Raw genomic sequence first — 17,462 nt, forward strand, 5'->3', positions numbered from 1 at the left:
CAGAACTTGCATAAAAAAACGGCGTTTCAACTTTCATTGAAACGCCGTTTTACTATCGAAATGCCCGCACTTTGGTGCGGGCATTCAATCACGACAGATCGAAGCGATCCGCGTTCATCACCTTGTTCCAGGCGGTGACGAAGTCCTTGACGAACTTCTCCTTCGCGTCTGCCTGGGCATACACCTCAGACACCGCGCGAAGCTGCGAGTTGGAACCGAAGATCAGGTCCACACGCGTACCGGTCCACTTCACGTCGCCGGTTTTGCGATCGCGCCCTTCAAACACGTCCGCGTCAGCCGATGTTGGCTTCCACTCGGTGTTAAGGTCGGTCAGGTTCACGAAGAAATCGTTCGTGAGTTTGCCCGGCGAGTTGGTCAATACACCGTGCTTCGATTGCTTGTAATTGGCACCCAGTACCCGCAAGCCACCTACCAGTACCGTCATCTGCGGTGCGCTCAGGTTCAGCAACTGCGCCTTGTCGATCAACATTTCCTCGTCGGAAACGGTGAACGCCGCGCGGCGATAGTTGCGGAAGCCGTCCGCTTCGGGCTTGAGCCAGTCAAAGGCTTCAACGTCCGTCTGGTCATCGGTTGCATCGGTGCGTCCTGGTGAGAACGGCACGTCGATGCTGTGGCCTGCATCCTTGGCGGCCTTCTCAACCGCGGCATTACCGCCGAGCACGATCAGGTCAGCCAGGGAAACCTTCTTGTTGCCCGACTGGGCATCGTTAAAGGACTTCTGGATGCCTTCAAGCGCCTGCAGCACCTTCGCCAGTTGCTGTGGCTCGTTTACTTCCCAGTCTTTCTGGGGAGCCAGGCGGATGCGGGCGCCGTTGGCCCCACCGCGCAGATCGGAGCCACGGAACGTCGACGCGGCAGACCATGCGGTGTAAACCAGCTCGGAGACCGACAGACCCGCTCCCAGGATCTTGCTCTTAAGGTCAGCAATGTCCTGGGCATTGATCAGTTCGTGATCGACCGCTGGCACCGGATCCTGCCAGATCAGGTCTTCTGCCGGCACTTCCGGGCCGAGATAGCGGGCTTTCGGGCCCATATCGCGGTGCGTCAGCTTGAACCAGGCGCGAGCAAAGGCGTCCGCAAACTCTTCCGGGTTCTTATGGAAGTGCTCGCAGATCTTGCGGTATTCCGGGTCCTGCTTCATCGCCATATCGGCGGTGGACATCATGATTCCCACGCGCTTGGACGGATCTTCCGCATCAGGCGCCATGTCTTTCTCGGTCAATCCTTTCGGCCGCCACTGCTGGGCGCCGGCCGGGCTCTTGGTCAGTTCCCACTCGTAGCCAAACAGCACGTCAAAATAGCTCATGTCCCACTGGGTGGGGCTGGGCGTCCAGGCGCCCTCGAGACCACTGGTGATAGCATCACGGCCCTTGCCGCTGCCATGGCTGCTCTTCCAGCCCAGGCCCATCTCTTCGATCGGCGCTGCTTCCGGTTCTGGGCCAACTTTGTCGGGATCACCGGCCCCGTGGGTCTTACCAAAGGTGTGACCGCCAGCAGTCAGGGCTGCTGTTTCATAGTCATTCATCGCCATGCGAGCAAAGGTCTCGCGAATGTCACGAGCCGATGCCAGCGGGTCCGGGTTCCCATCCGGGCCTTCCGGATTCACGTAGATCAACCCCATCTGTACCGCAGCCAGGGGGTTTTCCAGATCGCGATCACCGGAATAACGGCTGTTCGGCTTGTCGCTGGTGGCCAGCCATTCCCTTTCCGCACCCCAGTAAATGTCTTCCTCGGGCTGGAAAATGTCCTCACGACCACCGGCAAAACCAAAGGTCTTGAAGCCCATGGACTCAAGGGACACGTTGCCAGTCAGGATAAACAGGTCGGCCCAGGACAGCTTGTTGCCATACTTCTGTTTGACAGGCCATAGCAGGCGGCGAGCTTTGTCCAGGTTGCCATTGTCAGGCCAGCTGTTGATGGGCGCGAAACGCTGGTTGCCGGTGCCGGCACCACCGCGGCCATCACCGGTTCGATAGGTACCGGCGCTGTGCCATGCCATACGGATCATGAACGGACCGTAATGGCCGTAATCCGCGGGCCACCAGTCCTGTGAATCTTTCAATACGGCTTCGATGTCTTTCTTGACCGCAGGCAGGTCAAGTTTCTTGAATTCTTCGGCGTAGTTGAAGTCTTCCCCCAACGGGTTCGACTTGGGGTTGTGCTGGTGCAAAATACCCAGGTTCAGCTGGTTCGGCCACCAATCGTTGACACCCGGCCCCTCGTCCTGCAGCTTTGTGCGGGCCCCGTGCATAACCGGGCATTTACCTTCGTTTCCGCTCATATCACTCTCTCCGTGGGTTGCTACCATCTATTTCACTGTTTCATTGATCGTTGTTGCACTGACAAACTGAACCAATCAGCTACCAATCTAGTCAATGTACTCCCATTTTTCACTATTAGTTCAGGTTGTTTTTTCGTACCAATGTAATAGTTTTTGTTTATCACCATATCTCCCGCGAGTTACCGGTTGATAACTGTGATCTGCTTGCTGAAGATCTATACTGAACACTCGGGGTTTGAAACCAGAGTTTTAAACGTTCACTGGCATAGCGACGGGAGTTTTGGATGAACACTCAGGAACAGCTTGAAAGCACCATCCGTGAACTGGTCTGCGAAGGTAAGGGCATTCTGGCGGCGGACGAGAGCAACCCAACCATCGCCAAACGGTTCAAGGCGGTTGGTGTGGAATCCACCGAAGAAAACCGACGACACTACCGCAACCTGATTCTCGCTGCGCCGGGGCTGGGAGAGTACGTCAGTGGTGTGATCCTGTTCGAGGAAACCCTGCGACAGCACGCGGACGATGGCGCCAGCCTACCCTCTGTGGCGGCAAAACAGGGCATTGTGCCCGGCATTAAGGTGGATAAGGGCAAGGGCCCGATGATTAATGCACCCGGTGATGAGATTACCGAGGGCCTGGATGGGCTAGCCCAACGGCTTGAAGACTACAAACAACTCGGTGCGCGGTTTGCCAAGTGGCGGAACGTTTACCACATCACCGATACCAACCCCAGTCGCGCTGCCATCGAGGCAAATGCCGAGGTCTTGGCACGCTATGCCGCCATCTGCCAGTCCTGCGGCGTGGTGCCCATTGTGGAACCCGAAGTGCTGATCGATGGCAACCATAGCATCGAGCGAAGCGCGGAGGTGAACGAGGCCGTTATCAACGAGGTATTTCAGGCCCTGCGACGCCATCGTGTTGAGCTTGAGACCATGATCCTCAAACCCAGCATGGTGACGCCTGGCAACGCCAATGGCCAGAAGGCAAGCCCAGAGGACGTGGCAAAACACACCTTGGGAGTGTTCCGGCGTGTGGTGCCGGCAGCGGTGCCTGGTATCAACTTCCTGTCCGGTGGCCAGACCCCGGCGGAAGCGACCCTGAACCTGAACGCCATGAACAGTGGCCCGCCCCTGCCCTGGACACTCAGCTTTTCCTACGGGCGGGCACTGCAGGAGCCGGCCCAGAAAGCCTGGGCAGGTATTTCCTCCAACCGCGAAGCTGCCCAGGCCGCAATGGTTAAACGTGCCAAGTTGAACAGCCTGGCCACCCTGGGGCAATACTCATCAGAAATGGAAGGCTGACCGCTACGGCCAGCCTTCCTTTCAACAACCGTCGGTGCAGTGGGCAGTACCATCAAAGCTCATGGTTTTGCCACTAAGAGGAACGTGAACGGGCATTGAGGACAGGCTGATGAACTGTTTGGTGCGCGTTCCGTCCCGGACAATGCCCTCCTTTGTGGCAGCCTCATTGGCGTGGGATGCGATCACCGCGTTTGGCTTGATCAGGTCATTTACCACGTAGGCCGCCTCTTCCGGGCCCGTGGTGTAGGTGTCACCGATGTTGAGAACCACAAGGCTGGCGCCGTAGTGGTCTTTGACAACCAGTTTCTGCTCAGCGGTGATACCGGTATCGCCGGACAGGTACACCACCAGGCCATTGGTGAACGTGAGCACGTAGCCGGTGGGCGGTCCGACACTGGCGCCGACGCCCGCCGCTTTCAGGTATTCCGCCAGCGGGCCGGTGAGAAAGCTCGGCGACAGGCCGTTACTGTGCACGGCGGGCACGGTCGTGATGGCCACACCGCCCACCACCCGTTCAGCCCCGAACCTCACCAGCAGTGAATCCTCTGGATTACCCTCAACGCTTTTGAGCTTGCTGGCGAAAAACGCCGGCATTTCGCTACCCGTTACGATCTTTGCCTTCTTGGCGGCGGTGATGTTCACGGAATTGGACTCGGGAAGCACCACCACCGGAACCTCCGGCCCACCACAGCTACCCTGATTGACGTCGCGGATATGGCGATCCCCCACATGGTCGCCATGAACGTGGGAGACCAGCACCACATCAATGTTGCCTAATCGGGGATCATCGGCACCCGCAACGGTTCGACCGGCGTCATAGAGAATACGGGTGCCATTGGGGTCTTCAAAGATGAGCGCCCGGTCCATGGCGCAGAATTCGCCATCATGGCTCCCAAGCGGGGTGACCTTGACGGAGTCGGCGGCAGCCGACAGCGATACGGTGCTTGCCAGAAAGGCAGCAACCAGGCTCTTGCAGGCGTTGTTCATTTCTCCCTCTCCACGGTTTTTAGCGGTACCGTAACCAATACGATGGATGCGTCACTTCATAGCAGTGTAGCTGGAGAATGGAATTCCGGAGCAGTAAACGTGAACAGATCTATGCAGCTTCAGTCACCGGGACGGGCTGTCGCAGGCAAGCCAGCATGGGCGCCACGTCACGGATTTTTCTGGCTTCGGGCCACAGCCACTGGGCCTCCGCGTAGCCGCCACGCAGATAGTTCAGCCATTGTTTGATACGGCCGGTCACGAACCTGTCTTCAAGGCGTTCCTGCAGCGCAACGGCGTAGCCCTCTACCAGCCTGACCACCTCGGGCCAGGTCATATCCGCCACCGATTCCTTACGTTGGCTGGCACGAATCCGCCGTGCCAGATCCGGTCGGGCGATCAGCCCACGACCGATCATCACATCGTCACAGCCAGAGACCTCCCGGCAGCGCCAGTAATCCGCCACGGTCCAGATCTCGCCATTGGCGATCACATGTGCATTAACCGCTTCCCTGACTCGGGCCACATCTTCCCAGTAAGCCGGCGGCTTGTATCCATCCACCTTACTGCGGGCGTGAACCACGATTTCGGACGCGCCGGCCGCTTCCAGCGCCTGGCCACAGGCAACGCCCATGGAACGGTCATCGTACCCCAGACGCATTTTCGCGGTCACCGGCACATGGGCAGGTACGGCGGCACGAACCGCTTCCGTAATCTGCTGCATCAATTCGGGCTCGCGCATGAGCACACAGCCACCCTTGTGCTTGTTCACAGTCTTGGCGGGGCAACCGAAATTGATATCAACCTGTGTGGCGCCCAGCTCCACCGCCTTGGCGCCATGCCGGCCCATCTGGACGGGGTCCGAGCCCAACAGTTGAACGGCCACCGGCACGCCAACCTGGGTTTCGCAGCCGTTGTGCAGTTCCGGGGCGTATTTGTAGAAAATACGGGGCGGCAGCATGCCCTGAGTCACGCGAATAAATTCCGTTACGCACCGGTCGATGCCACCAACGGCTGTCAGTGTCTCTCGAATGGGTGCATCAACCAGCCCTTCCATTGGGGCAAGGATTATTCGCATTGGGGCTCCACGAATTGATCAAGGAATAAACGGGTGGGAATTGTAGAGAACTTTTAAGGGCGTTGGTAGGCCGGAATTACAAGCGTTCCACGCTGACGAACTTGCCCTGGTCATCAAACAGGATACGGAAACTGCCCTGGACGCCGTCACGAAGGTAAAAGCGGGAGAGAATACGGGCCGGGAAGCGGACGGAACGCCCGTCCCGGGCCCTGGTGTGGACGTCCGTCGCCGAACCCTGATAGAGCTTGATCCACTCATCAGGGCTGATATCGACGTCCACGATAATCTGCTGCATCAGGCGGCCTTAGTTGGCAAGCTCAAGCAGCAGGCGGTTCAGGCGGCTTACATACGCGCCCGGGTCCTGCAGTTGTTCACCACTGGCCAATGTGGCTTGGTCCAGCAATACGGCAGACAGCTCCTTGAAGCGGTCCTCGCCCTGCTCGTTCTCAAGGCGCTGAACCAGCGGATGCTCAACGTTGATCTCGAAAATCGGCTTGCTGTCGGGCACTTTCTGGCCCGCCGCTTCCATGATTTTCTTCATCTGCGCGCCCATATCGAAGTCGCCAACCACCAGGCAGGCCGGTGAATCAGTCAGGCGGTTGGTTACCCGCACTTCCTGCACCCGGTCATCCAGTGCGGTCTTGATGCGCTCCAGCAGGTTCTTGTGTTCCTCGGCAGCCTCTTCCTTGTGCTTCTTGTCTTCCTCAGTTTCCACTTCGCCAAGGTCGAGATCACCACGGGCAACGTCCTGGAACTGTTTGCCGTCGTACTCGTTCAGGTAGCCCATCATCCACTCATCGATGCGGTCAGAGAGGATCAGCACCTCGATGCCTTTCTTGCGGAACACTTCCAGGTGCGGGCTGCTCTTGGCGGCCATGAAGTTGTCGGCGGTGATGTAGTAGATCTTGCTCTGGCCTTCCTTCATACGGCCGATGTACTCATCCAGAGACACGGTCTGCGCCTGCTCACCGGTATGGGTGGACGCAAAGCGCAGCAGGCCGCCGATTTTCTCGCGGTTACTGAAGTCTTCCGCCGGGCCTTCCTTCAGCACAGTGCCAAATTCATTCCAGAACTTCTGGTACTGCTCCGGCTCTTTCTTGGACAGCTTGGACAGCATATCCAAAACCCGCTTGGTCACCGCTGTACGGATGCTTTCAACGGTGCTGTCGTTCTGCAGGATCTCACGGGAGACGTTCAGTGACAGGTCGTTGGAATCGATCACACCCTTGGTGAAGCGCAGGTACAACGGCAGGAACTGCTCTGCGTCGTCCATGATGAACACGCGCTGCACGTATAGCTTCAGGCCGCGGGGCGCTTCCCGGTTATACAGGTCAAACGGCGCACGCCCAGGCACATACAGCAGGCTGGTGTAATCGAGCTTGCCTTCCACCTTATTGTGCGACCAGGTCAGCGGGTCTTCGAAATCGTGGGCAATGTGCTTGTAAAACTCCTTGTACTCCTCGTCCTTGATCTCACTGCGAGACAGCGTCCACAGGGCGGTGGCGTCGTTGACCGTCTCATACTCGCCCTTTTCACCCTCTTCTTCAGATTCGGACTTCATCACCACCGGGAAAGAAATGTGGTCGGAGTACTTCTTCACCAGGTTGCGCAGACGGAAACCGTCGGCAAATTCCTTGGCGTCATCCTTCAGGTGCAGGACGATCTGCGTGCCGCGCTCGTTCAGGTCCACATTCTCAATGGTGAACTGGCCATCACCCGCAGACTGCCAATGAACGCCCTCTTCCACCGGTGCACCGGCGCGGCGGGTAAACACTTCCACGGAATCGGCCACGATGAATGAGGAATAGAAGCCGACACCAAACTGACCGATCAGCTTGCTGTCCTTCTTCTCATCACCGGAAAGCTGCTTGAGAAACTCCGCAGTGCCGGACTTGGCGATGGTGCCCAGGTTCTGGATAACATCGTCCCGGTTCATGCCGATACCGTTGTCGCTCAGCGTGACGGTGTTCTTTTCTGCATCGAAGTCGAGGCGGATTTTCAGTTCCGGGTCGCCCTCGAACAGGCTGTCGTCTTTCAATGCAGCGAAACGCAGTTTGTCTTCCGCATCCGACGCGTTGGAAATCAACTCACGAAGGAAAATTTCCTTGTTGGAGTACAGGGAGTGGATCATCAGGTTAAGCAGCTGCTTAACTTCGGTCTGAAAACCCAGGGTCTCTTTTTGCGATTCAACCGTCATGGCTTGTTTTGTCTCCTGCTGTGTTTGCTTCGGTGGAGCGGCGCGGGTTCGAAGCCCTGTCCAAAACACGCTGTGAATACGTCCATGTACGCTCGGCTCCGCCATCCATGGCTCCACACGGTTTTGGACAGGGCTTCAAACCCACGCCACCCGACTATTGAGTAATACTGATTCTGGCACGGAGCCCGGGCGAGCAGTTGAGGATGGGCTTACGAAACCGTGCGGAGCCATGGATGGCGGAGCCCGAGCCGCACAGGGACGTCTCGAGGCGTGTTTCGTAAGCCCATCCTCAACTGCTTGCCTGCACCAGTGCCTGAGTTGTTAGAACCAGAAATGGGGCTAGACCGGGGCATTTCAACCCCGATCCAACGAATTCAGTCTTCCAGAAGGAAGTGCGCCCGTGCGGTCGCGATGGGCTGGGAGCGGGACTTCTGCCAGGCGGTGATCATCACATTGGCTACGCGGTTGCCCTGGCGGGTGAGTTGACATTCCGCAAAGGTCTCGCGGTCGAGGCCGGCACGCAGGTAATCCAGGGAAAAATCCACAATGCGGGGCATGCGCAGGGTTTCCTGGGACATCATCAGGTAAATCAACGCAGAAAGCTCCATGAAGCCACCAATCACCCCGCCATGGATGGCCGGCAGTATCGGATTGCCCAGGTTTTCTTCCTTCTTCGGCAGGCGGAAGATCAGGTCATCGCCATAGCGATCACACTCCAGGCCGATAAACCGGGCGTAAGGGATGCTTTCCAGCATGCGGGAGAAGTCACCGGTTTCCTGGGTATAGCGGAGGATTTCCGGGTTGGTCATTCTTCGCCTCCGGTAATCAGATCGCGGAAGGATTTCGGGGTTGCTTCCCTGCCGATCCGCATGAAGGTGCCCACGCAGTTCGCGATGGTCTCACCGGGGTCCTGGAAGGCCTCGCAACGGGTAAAAATAATGTTGCGGGTAACCTTGTAGGCTTCCGCCCGAGCATATACCGGTTTACGGGGCTCGGCCGGGCGCATGTAGTCCACTCGCAGGTCCAGAGTCGGGCATAGCTCGAATTCGTCCAGGGCGCACAGGGTCGCGGAACCAGACGCCGTATCCATCAACGTCGTGATGGCGCCACCGTGGATCACTCCCGTGTCCGGGTTACCGATGATACGGTCACTGTACGGCAGGCACAGCGTCAACTGCCCATTTTTTACCGCGGTTACCGTCAAACCCAGTTCTCGCCCCTGGTTCAGGGTGTCGATAAACCGGCGCACCCGATCCATCCCAATGGAATCTTTCATAACGTTCGGCTCATCACGTCAGTGTTGGGTTTCTTTATCCGATTCTTTACCGGAGTCTTTCTCAGTGTCCGACTTTGGCAGCGGCTCCTCGAACACCTTGCCGTCTCGCAGCGCCCTCAGCGCGGTAGAACGGAACTCCCGACGGTACAGAACGATGACGATCAAGGTAGAGGCACCCATGAATACCAGCGGGTGGATAAACCAGGAAACCACGGCCAACGCGTAATAGTAAGAGCGCAACCCAAGGTTGAAGGCATCGCCCGCAAGATTGCAAACCCTTCCGGCGCTCTTTGCAAAGGCTTCCCGGGCAGCAGGACTTGCCTTGGTATCGGTTGTCAGCGGTGCACTGCCAATCAGCACGGAGACGAAATTGTACATCCGCATGGACCAGGTGAACTTGAAGAACGCGTAGATGAAAATCACCATCAACACGACCATCCGCATTTCCCAGATTTCCCGGCTGGGCAAGGTGCCAAACGGCATGGTACTGAACACTTCCATGACCTCTTGGGTGTATCCCAGCGCAGTAATGATACCGGCCAGGATCAACAGGCAGCTGGATGCAAAAAAGGCCCCGTTGCGCTCAAGATTGCCAACCACGGACGCGTCGGATATGCGGTTATCCCGGCGGAGCATCACGCGCATCCAGTCTTCTCGGTATAGGTCGAGTGTGTTGGACAGGCAGGGTCGATCATTGGCCTTGCGCCTGGAATACTCGGAATAGCCCAGCCAGCAGATCAAAAACCAGACCAGGGCAATGAGTTCCAGATAGTTGCTCATGAAGTCGTTCCGGATGCGGTATAAAACGGGAATTGGAGTCTTTGATCATACCGCAAAGCCGACAAAGCCTCCACACAACAAGCTCTTACGGGTAGTATCACAGGCGCTCACAGGGATATGGTATAAACATCCCAATGCCCAGCAATGGCGACCGCGGATATCTGCCAGGGTCTGCCCAGGTATTCAAACAAGGAGTTTATCGTGAACGTTCACAAAGGCTTTCGACATCTTTCCGTTTTTGTGCTGGTGGCCTTCCTCGCCGGTTGTTCAGTCAACCCGGTAACCGGCGAAAAGCAGCTGTCATTGATTCCCGAGAGCCAGGAACTCTCCATTGGCAGTGAGCAGTACAAGCCCACTCAGCAAACCCAGGGCGGCCAGTTCTATCTCGACCCGGAATTGAATCTGTACGTCAGCCAGGTAGGCCAGAAGCTGGCAAAGGTCAGTGATCGGCCCGACCTGCCCTACGAGTTCGTGGTGTTGAACAGCAGTGTGCCCAATGCCTGGGCGCTCCCGGGTGGCAAGATTGCCATCAACCGTGGCTTGTTGATGGAGTTGGAAGATGAAGCCCAGCTGGCATCAGTCCTTGGCCATGAAATTGTTCACGCCGCCGCTCGCCACAGTGTCCAGCGCATGCAGCAAGGCATGCTGATCAGCGCAGGCGTGGCGGGGTTGGGTTTTGCCCTCTCTGATAACGAATGGGCCGGCCTGATTATGGGCGGCGCGGCCATGGGGGCGCAACTCGCACTCGCCCAATACAGCCAGGGTGATGAGCTGGAGTCCGACCACTACGGCATTCGTTACATGAAAGCCGCCGGATACGACCCACAGGCAGCGGTGGAGTTGCAGGAAGTGTTTGTGCGGCTCTCTGAGGACCGTGACACAAGTTTCATTGAAGGCATGTTCGCCACTCACCCGCCGTCACAGAAACGCGTTCGTGAGAACCAGGAACTGGTCAATAAAATTGGCGCGGGCGGCTATCGGGGCGAAGAAACCTACGAGAAAAAGCTGTCGTTCCTGCGCAGCCGCCAGCCTGCTTACGATGCCTATGACGAAGCCATGAAACTGGCCAGCAACGACAAGCTGGACGAAGCTCTCGCCAAAGTGAATGAGGCCATCAAGGTAGAACCGGAAGAAGCCGCTTTCTACTCACTTCGTGGGCGCATCTACCGGGCCAAAGAAAACCTTGATAAAGCCGCCGCAGACTTCGACAAGGCCACGTCGTTGTATCCGGAGATGTTCACTTACCAGCTTCACAGCGGCCTGAATGCCCTGGAGCTGAACAATTATGAAAAAGCCCGCGAACACCTGAGCCAGGCCAATCAGGTTGTGCCGACATCAATCGCCTACCTGCGGCTGGGTGATGTTGCTGTCAAGCAGGGTAAACGCCAGGAAGCCATCCAGTATTACAGCACCGCAGCAGAGGCCGGCGGTGAGGTGGCCGAGGAAGCAAAACGCAAGCTGGCCCAACTGACGCAGAACTGACGTCATCGTCCGCATTGACTTTTAGAGCAATAACTCTAAAAATCGATGTACTTAAACAACAATCGGACGATTGCCATGCTTGCGAAACGTATCCAGCCGATGGTGTTCCAGGCCCGGCGGCTTTATGTGGAGCTGATGTTCCAGGTGATGGGGCGCGCGCTCCAGGCTGTCAGTGAAATTGATTCTGCGGTGCAAAAGGAAGCCCGGGCCCTGCCCGATGGCTTCCTGTTTGAAATGATGGTGATGCCAGACGGGTCACGACTCATTGTTGAGCACACCGGGAATGGCCGCTTTCATTACCATGGGGACTCCGCACCTCGCCCGGTGGACCTGTCCATTCAGTTCAAGCACATCGCTCACGCCTTCTTGGTGCTCTCGTTCCAGGAGAAAACCTCGGTGGCGTTCGCCAATGACCGCATGCTGGTGGATGGCGATATCAGTTATGCCATTCGCATGACCCGCGTCCTCAATCGGCTTGAAACCTTCATCCTGCCCAAGCTGGTGGCGAAACGTGCGGTAAAGGAATACCCCTCAAACCTTCACCTGCCTGAGAAACTCCTCAGCGCAGCCCGTATCTACCTCAAGGTTGCAACCCATTTTGTCGAGACGGTAAGAGCATAATGACGAACCAATATTACGAGTTTTTCTGCCCGGTCAAAGTCATCGCCGGCAAAGCGGCTCTTGAGCATATTCCTTACGAGCTCACCGGCCTCGCCGCCAAGCGCCCGATGATCGTAACCGACAAGGGTGTCAGAGCCGCCGGCCTTCTGGACCCGGTAGTCGCGGCCTGCGAGGAAAGCGGGCTGGAAATTATCAGCATCTACGACGATGTACCGCCGGATTCGTCCACCGACGTGGTCAGGGACATTGCCGGCATCTATCGTAGCGAGAAATGCGACTCCATCATTGCGGTGGGTGGTGGCTCTGCCATCGATACCGCCAAGGCCGTGAACATTCTGGTGTCAGAAGGCGGAGATGACATTGCCGCCTACAGCGGCGCGGGGGTGATCAAACATCCCCTGAAACCGTTCCTGGTGGTTCCTACCACCGCCGGTACAGGCTCGGAGGTAACGTCGGTAGCCGTCATCACTGACACAACCAAATCGGTGAAACTCCCCTTCACTTCGTCATTCCTGCTGCCCAATGCGGCCGTGATCGATCCCAGGATGACACTGACACTGCCTCCGCACATCACGGCTGCCACCGCCATGGACGCCATGACCCATGCCACCGAAGCCTTTACCTGCATGGCCAAGAACCCGCTGAGTGATGCCTATGCCACAGCGGCGGTCAAAAAGATCAGCACCTCGCTGCTGCAGGTCATGGATAACCCGAAGGACAGCGATGGCCGGCTGGAGCTGGCGCAGGCCTCCACCATGGCTGGTATCGCGTTCTCGAACTCCATGGTGGGACTGGTTCACGCCCTCGGGCACGCCACCGGCGCCATCTGCCACCTGCCCCATGGTTTGTGCATGAGCCTGTACCTGCCTTACGTACTGGAGTACAACCTCGAGTCGATCCGGGCACCGCTGGGCGAGCTGCTGCTCTACCTTGAAGGACCCGATGTCTATTCCGCCACACCGGCCAGCCGCCGCGCAGAAGCCAGCATATCAGCCCTGCGCAAACTGCGAGACGAGCTCCACAAACGTTGCAAACTGCCCCGCACTCTCAAGGAAACCGGCAGCGTTGAGGAGCACCAGCTTGATACCATCGCCGAAATGGCCATGGACGACGGCGCCATGATGTTCAATCCGAAAGAGGTTAGCCTCGAAGATGCTCGCGCGGTTCTGAAGCGCGCCTGGGCCTGATCGGGTAACGCCCGGCACCCGGCTCAGGCCGGGTGTTTCAGGCCTTTCAGGGAATACAGGCCGACACTCAACGCTACAAAAACATTCAAATCATGTCATTGAAATTGACAGGATAAACAGTGACAATTCCGCAGTAGCTGGCAGGGATGTAGCCGGATTAGAATATCTCCTTGAAACAGAGCCTCGCATCTATGCGCAAAGACTCATCCAGTCGGCACATCCTGATCTCTTTTGCGTCACTGGCACTCCTGTTTACGTCCCTCTGCGGCGCAACTGCATTCGCTAACGAGGAAGCTCCCTCACAGGACGCAGAGCGAGTATTCCGATTTAACGTCTCGCCGAATGGCTACCCCCCTTACCTGATCACAGAAGGCGACAAACAGTCCGGCATCATGTGGGACGTGGTTGTCCTGGTGGCTAAGCAGTTGGATTATCGCGTTGTCGCCGAAAAAATTCCCCGCAAACGGGTCGATCAGATGCTGATGGACGGCTACATAGACGGCACCACCCGGGCGAAGGAATGGACTGACAACCCCGAGGATTTTGTCTTCACAGATCCCGTGGTGAATATTGAAGAAGTCCTGTTTGTGCCGAAAGACTCAGCGTTTCAGTTTGAAGTGCCTGAAGATCTGCTTTCGAAAACCCTGGTAACCCACCTCGGTTACCATTACCCCGCATTGGAACCGTACTTTGAGTCAGGAGACATCAGGCGCTTTGACGTCTCCAAGGACCGGGACATGTTCCTGTACGTTCTCCATGGCGAAGATCTCGACGCCGCGATCGCAGATCGCCTGGTTGGCAAGTGGATCCTGAGGAACGAGGGGCTCCAGAGAGAGTTCACCACTACCTCGACCAAGCTCAGCGAATACGGTTTCCGACTGATGCTCCGGAAGGAGTGGGCACCTTTTGCCAACGCGTTTAACCGGGAACTCCAAGCCCTCCGGGAGAACGGCACACTGGATGAAATTCTCTCCAACTACCGTTAACTCCCGAATCGCCTCTGTTATTCAAGTCGCCTGAGCAGGAGCATCGGCGATACGCTCAATACGGGCTTCAGTTGCCAGCGACCGAACAGCGCCAACACCAGGGCACTGAACAGTGGGATGGGCAGTATGGTCTGCCAGTGCCAACGGAACTCGCCTTCAAACATGCGGAACTGCAACGCCCAGACGGCGCCTTCCGCAGCCGCAACGCCGAGAATACCGGCAAAGAATCCCAGCAACGCGAATTCCAGCATGGTACTCCTTACCAGCAGTGTCTGTCGGCCGCCCAGAGTCCGCAGCAGTGCACCTTCCCGTTGCCGATCCTGCATAGTGGCACTGACTACCGCAGCCATTACAACGAGAGCGGCGGCCAGGATCAACGCCAATATCGCTTCGATAGCCTGGGTAACCTGCCGTACGATTTCCTGAATACGCTCAATCACATGGTCGATTTCAAGTACGGAAACCGTGGGAAACCGGCGTGAAAAATCGTTGAGCTGGGATTTCAGGTCTGCCGGCAAATAGAATGCCGTAATCCACGTGGCGGGCATGTCTTCCAGCCCACCTCCCGGAGGAAACGCCATGTAGAAATTGGGTTTCATGCTGTCCCACTGGACCGTACGAACACTGGTCACGGTTTCCGTGATCTTCTCCGAGCCAATGGTGAAGCCAAGCTCGTCCCCCACCTCTACACCGAGCTTTCCAGCCAGTTCCGCTTCAATGGAGACACCGTCGGTCTGCCCGTTCGTGAACCATTGGCCAGCAACAATGCCGTTGTCCTCCGGCAATTCTTCCATCCAGGTCAGGTTTAACTCGCGGTTAAGGGCACCGACCCGCTCGTCCTTGGTCACGGCTTCCTTCACCGGCTTCCCATTCAACTCGGTAAGCCGGCCACGGACCATGGGATACAGCTTCTCCAGTGGGTGCCCGCGTTCCGCCCAGAATGCATCCACCTCATCCACCGCCTCCGGGGCGATGTTGATCAGGAAGTGATTGGGCGTGTCTTCAGGCAATTGCGACTGCCAGTCGTCCAGCAGGGACGTTCTGACAAGGATCAGCGTGGCCGCCAGCATCAACGTCATGGCGAAGACCGCAATCTGGGACAGGCTGGCTCGGCGATGCCGGTACAGACCCACAAGTGCCAGCCGCCAGGCGTTCCCACCACCACTGATGCGGCGCAGCGTAGTGACCATCAACCACCCAAGCAGGCCCAGAGTACCGAGCAGCAAGGCAAGCCCACCAAGCAGGGACAACACCAGGGACACTTCCCTGGCATACATCCATACCAAGCCAAAGATTGCGACGACTGCAATCACCAGGTCGGGAATCGCTTCGCGGCCGGATTCGCCAGGTTGGCTTCGCAACACCCGCATCGCCGGTACATTCCGCAGCCTTCGGATGGGCGGATACGCAAAGGCAAACAGCGACACCAGCGCTGTCAACAACGCCGGCGCCAACGCATTGGGATCAATCTGGTAGTCTATCTGCCGCTCCAGCACATCCCCCAACACGCTGGACAGCAGCCAATACAGAGGTAAGGCCACCAACAGGCCGCCAACGGCACCAACAATACCCCACAGAGCCAATCGACGCAGGTACAGGCGGCCTATTCCCTGGCTGCGAACCCCCAGGGTTTTCAACAGCGCGACAGTATCCCGTTGCGATAACGCGTACTGACGGCTGGCGACCGCCACGGCGACCGCCGCCAACATCACCGCCAGGCTGCCACCCAGCAACAGAAAACGCTCAGCCCGTTCCAGGGAGCGGGAGAAGGTCTCGCCGTCTCGCACACCCTCCCACTCGTGGCTGGGCTCCAGACGTGGCTGCAGCCAACCGTAGTAATCGTCGAGCAGCGCTTCTTCACCGGCAAACAGGTACACGTATTCAACCCGACTGCCCTCCTGAATCACACCGGTGGCGCCAACGTCATCCACGTGCATCATTACCCGCGGCGCCAGAGCGGACATATTGAAGCCGCCGTCCGGCTCACGCACCAGCAGGCCAGAAATGATCAGCCCCTGATTGCCAACCTCCAGGGTGTCTCCCAATTCGAGCTCCAGGAGTCGCAGCAAACGCGGGTTGATCCAGACCTCGCCCGGCGCAGGTCCATGGGCAACCGTTTGCCTCGGCGCCTCCGCACCCTCCTGGTATTCCACTTCGCCCCGCAGCGGGTATGCGTTGTTCACCGCTTTGACCGACACCAGCTGGAAATTCCCGGCACCAAAGACCATCGTGGAGAATTCGACCATACGGGCCGTTTCCAGCCCTCTTTGCTCGGCTTCCTGCATCCAACCCTCAGGAATCGGGCGGCCGTTTTCCGCTTCCAGTTGGCGATCCGCGGCAAGAAAAGAGCTGGCTGACGACACCAGGGTACGCTGCAACTGGCTGGCGAACAGGGCAATGGTTGCTACCGTGGCAACCGCGATGATCAGTGCCGAGAGCACCACACGAACATCCCGTTCCCGCCAGTCACGTTTGACCGACATGAGTTTCTTTGAAGCCGCCATCAGTTCACCGCTTCTGGCTGAGGGGCCGTCGAGGGCTCGGTCAATACACCGGCCTCGATATTGAATTGTCGGCCACAGCGGGCGGCAAGCCGTTCGTCGTGGGTCACCATGACCAATGTTGTGCCCTGCTCCCGATTCAGGGTCATCAACAGGTCGGATACGTCAGCGCCAGTGCGGTTGTCGAGATTGCCCGTGGGTTCGTCGGCAAACAGGATGGCCGGCTCGGAGGCAAAGGCGCGAGCAATGGCCACCCGCTGCTGTTCGCCACCGGAAAGCTGCCTCGGGGTGTGAGAGAGCCGTTCGCCAAGCCCGACCCGTTCCAGTAACTCCTTTGCTTTGGCTTTCGGAGAATCGAAACCGCCCAGCTCCAGCGGCAGCATAACGTTCTCCAGCGCGGTCAGGGCCGGCAATAACTGGAATGACTGGAACACGAAGCCAACACGGCGGGACCGGAGTTTCGCGCGTTCATCCTCACTGAGCTTGCTGATCACCGAACCATCAAGTTCAACGGTGCCATCAGATGGGGTATCCAATCCGGCCAACAGCCCCAACAACGTGGTTTTCCCGGAGCCGGAGCGCCCGACAATGGCGACGGATTCACCCCGGTTGATTTCCAGGCTGACCCCCTGCAAGATCGTCAACGTATCTGTCTCCAGGCTGACCTTGTGCGTCAGGTTACTGACTTTCAGCATGGGGCTAACATTATCCGGTTTGTGATCACTTAAGTCGCTCACGAGCTCTCCACAACGGTTGTCTTGAACACA

At 57.7% G+C, this 17,462-nt stretch carries 15 protein-coding genes; 5 read left to right on the forward strand and 10 right to left on the reverse strand.

Going from position 1 to position 17,462, the window contains the following annotated elements; translation table 11 throughout:
* Window positions 1-88 precede the first annotated feature (88 nt).
* Window positions 89-2,302, reverse strand: a complete 2,214-nt coding sequence (gene katG, locus AXW11_RS19510; protein ID WP_075196896.1) for a catalase/peroxidase HPI — start codon at window positions 2,300-2,302, stop codon at window positions 89-91.
* 284 nt (window positions 2,303-2,586) lie between these two features.
* Here katG and AXW11_RS19515 point away from each other — a divergent pair, with 284 nt between their 5' ends.
* Window positions 2,587-3,603: a class I fructose-bisphosphate aldolase gene (locus AXW11_RS19515; RefSeq protein WP_075196897.1), complete on the forward strand. Its 1,017-nt coding sequence runs from the start codon at window positions 2,587-2,589 to the stop codon at window positions 3,601-3,603.
* 21 nt (window positions 3,604-3,624) lie between these two features.
* Here AXW11_RS19515 and AXW11_RS19520 read toward each other — a convergent pair whose 3' ends face one another.
* The 7 genes from AXW11_RS19520 to AXW11_RS19550 all read right to left on the reverse strand — a co-directional run bounded on the left by AXW11_RS19520 (window position 3,625) and on the right by AXW11_RS19550 (window position 9,918).
* Complete coding sequence (locus AXW11_RS19520) at window positions 3,625-4,590, reverse strand: MBL fold metallo-hydrolase (RefSeq protein WP_091641962.1); 966 nt, start codon at window positions 4,588-4,590, stop codon at window positions 3,625-3,627.
* Window positions 4,591-4,699: 109 nt separating this feature from the next.
* Window positions 4,700-5,665: a tRNA dihydrouridine synthase gene (locus AXW11_RS19525; protein WP_036208366.1), complete on the reverse strand. Its 966-nt coding sequence runs from the start codon at window positions 5,663-5,665 to the stop codon at window positions 4,700-4,702.
* Between the two features lie 76 nt (window positions 5,666-5,741).
* Entirely contained in the window at window positions 5,742-5,960 is a 219-nt protein-coding gene (locus AXW11_RS19530; RefSeq protein ID WP_036208369.1) for a DUF2835 domain-containing protein, read from the reverse strand.
* 9 nt (window positions 5,961-5,969) lie between these two features.
* The gene (gene htpG / locus AXW11_RS19535) at window positions 5,970-7,862 is read right to left on the reverse strand and encodes a molecular chaperone HtpG (protein ID WP_075196898.1); all 1,893 of its coding nucleotides are present in this window, start codon (window positions 7,860-7,862) and stop codon (window positions 5,970-5,972) included.
* 374 nt (window positions 7,863-8,236) lie between these two features.
* On the reverse strand, window positions 8,237-8,671 hold the full coding sequence (locus AXW11_RS19540) for a PaaI family thioesterase (protein ID WP_007154356.1): 435 nt from the start codon (window positions 8,669-8,671) through the stop codon (window positions 8,237-8,239).
* Window positions 8,668-9,138, reverse strand: coding sequence for a PaaI family thioesterase (locus AXW11_RS19545; protein ID WP_041333114.1), 471 nt, complete (start codon window positions 9,136-9,138; stop codon window positions 8,668-8,670). Before AXW11_RS19545 ends, AXW11_RS19540 begins: the two co-directional genes overlap by 4 nt.
* 18 nt (window positions 9,139-9,156) lie before the next feature.
* Window positions 9,157-9,918: a DUF599 domain-containing protein gene (locus AXW11_RS19550; RefSeq protein WP_036208375.1), complete on the reverse strand. Its 762-nt coding sequence runs from the start codon at window positions 9,916-9,918 to the stop codon at window positions 9,157-9,159.
* A gap of 201 nt (window positions 9,919-10,119) precedes the next feature.
* On the opposite strand from AXW11_RS19550, the gene AXW11_RS19555 reads away from it, so the two are divergent.
* The 4 genes from AXW11_RS19555 to AXW11_RS19570 all read left to right on the forward strand — a co-directional run bounded on the left by AXW11_RS19555 (window position 10,120) and on the right by AXW11_RS19570 (window position 14,194).
* Window positions 10,120-11,400, forward strand: coding sequence for a M48 family metalloprotease (locus AXW11_RS19555; protein WP_041336510.1), 1,281 nt, complete (start codon window positions 10,120-10,122; stop codon window positions 11,398-11,400).
* A 75-nt stretch (window positions 11,401-11,475) separates the two neighbouring features.
* Complete coding sequence (locus AXW11_RS19560) at window positions 11,476-12,021, forward strand: hypothetical protein (protein ID WP_007154360.1); 546 nt, start codon at window positions 11,476-11,478, stop codon at window positions 12,019-12,021.
* Window positions 12,021-13,208 (forward strand): iron-containing alcohol dehydrogenase, encoded by a 1,188-nt coding sequence (locus AXW11_RS19565; RefSeq protein ID WP_041333110.1) that lies wholly within the window; start codon window positions 12,021-12,023, stop codon window positions 13,206-13,208. The genes AXW11_RS19560 and AXW11_RS19565 overlap by 1 nt, the downstream gene beginning before the upstream one ends.
* 191 nt (window positions 13,209-13,399) lie before the next feature.
* Window positions 13,400-14,194, forward strand: coding sequence for a substrate-binding periplasmic protein (locus AXW11_RS19570; protein WP_041333109.1), 795 nt, complete (start codon window positions 13,400-13,402; stop codon window positions 14,192-14,194).
* A gap of 17 nt (window positions 14,195-14,211) precedes the next feature.
* Here AXW11_RS19570 and AXW11_RS19575 read toward each other — a convergent pair whose 3' ends face one another.
* Together AXW11_RS19575 and AXW11_RS19580 are read right to left on the reverse strand one after the other, a co-directional pair.
* Window positions 14,212-16,698, reverse strand: a complete 2,487-nt coding sequence (locus AXW11_RS19575) for an ABC transporter permease (protein ID WP_041333106.1) — start codon at window positions 16,696-16,698, stop codon at window positions 14,212-14,214.
* The gene (locus tag AXW11_RS19580; RefSeq protein ID WP_082040509.1) at window positions 16,698-17,390 is read right to left on the reverse strand and encodes an ABC transporter ATP-binding protein; all 693 of its coding nucleotides are present in this window, start codon (window positions 17,388-17,390) and stop codon (window positions 16,698-16,700) included. The genes AXW11_RS19575 and AXW11_RS19580 overlap by 1 nt, the downstream gene beginning before the upstream one ends.
* Window positions 17,391-17,462 lie beyond the last annotated feature (72 nt).

Source organism: Marinobacter sp. Hex_13, from assembly GCF_001566815.1.
GTDB lineage: Bacteria > Pseudomonadota > Gammaproteobacteria > Pseudomonadales > Oleiphilaceae > Marinobacter > Marinobacter salarius.

Excerpts from the sequence above, each read along its gene's own strand:
- katG (WP_075196896.1), bottom strand. The coding sequence starts at position 2,302 with ATGAGCGGAAACGAAGGTAAATGCCCGGTTATGCACGGGGCCCGCACA.
- AXW11_RS19515 (WP_075196897.1), top strand. The coding sequence starts at position 2,587 with ATGAACACTCAGGAACAGCTTGAAAGCACCATCCGTGAACTGGTCTGC.
- AXW11_RS19520 (WP_091641962.1), bottom strand. The coding sequence starts at position 4,590 with ATGAACAACGCCTGCAAGAGCCTGGTTGCTGCCTTTCTGGCAAGCACC.
- AXW11_RS19525 (WP_036208366.1), bottom strand. The coding sequence starts at position 5,665 with ATGCGAATAATCCTTGCCCCAATGGAAGGGCTGGTTGATGCACCCATT.
- AXW11_RS19530 (WP_036208369.1), bottom strand. The coding sequence starts at position 5,960 with ATGCAGCAGATTATCGTGGACGTCGATATCAGCCCTGATGAGTGGATC.
- htpG (WP_075196898.1), bottom strand. The coding sequence starts at position 7,862 with ATGACGGTTGAATCGCAAAAAGAGACCCTGGGTTTTCAGACCGAAGTT.
- AXW11_RS19540 (WP_007154356.1), bottom strand. The coding sequence starts at position 8,671 with ATGACCAACCCGGAAATCCTCCGCTATACCCAGGAAACCGGTGACTTC.
- AXW11_RS19545 (WP_041333114.1), bottom strand. The coding sequence starts at position 9,138 with ATGAAAGATTCCATTGGGATGGATCGGGTGCGCCGGTTTATCGACACC.
- AXW11_RS19550 (WP_036208375.1), bottom strand. The coding sequence starts at position 9,918 with ATGAGCAACTATCTGGAACTCATTGCCCTGGTCTGGTTTTTGATCTGC.
- AXW11_RS19560 (WP_007154360.1), top strand. The coding sequence starts at position 11,476 with ATGCTTGCGAAACGTATCCAGCCGATGGTGTTCCAGGCCCGGCGGCTT.
- AXW11_RS19565 (WP_041333110.1), top strand. The coding sequence starts at position 12,021 with ATGACGAACCAATATTACGAGTTTTTCTGCCCGGTCAAAGTCATCGCC.
- AXW11_RS19570 (WP_041333109.1), top strand. The coding sequence starts at position 13,400 with ATGCGCAAAGACTCATCCAGTCGGCACATCCTGATCTCTTTTGCGTCA.
- AXW11_RS19575 (WP_041333106.1), bottom strand. The coding sequence starts at position 16,698 with ATGGCGGCTTCAAAGAAACTCATGTCGGTCAAACGTGACTGGCGGGAA.
- AXW11_RS19580 (WP_082040509.1), bottom strand. The coding sequence starts at position 17,390 with ATGCTGAAAGTCAGTAACCTGACGCACAAGGTCAGCCTGGAGACAGAT.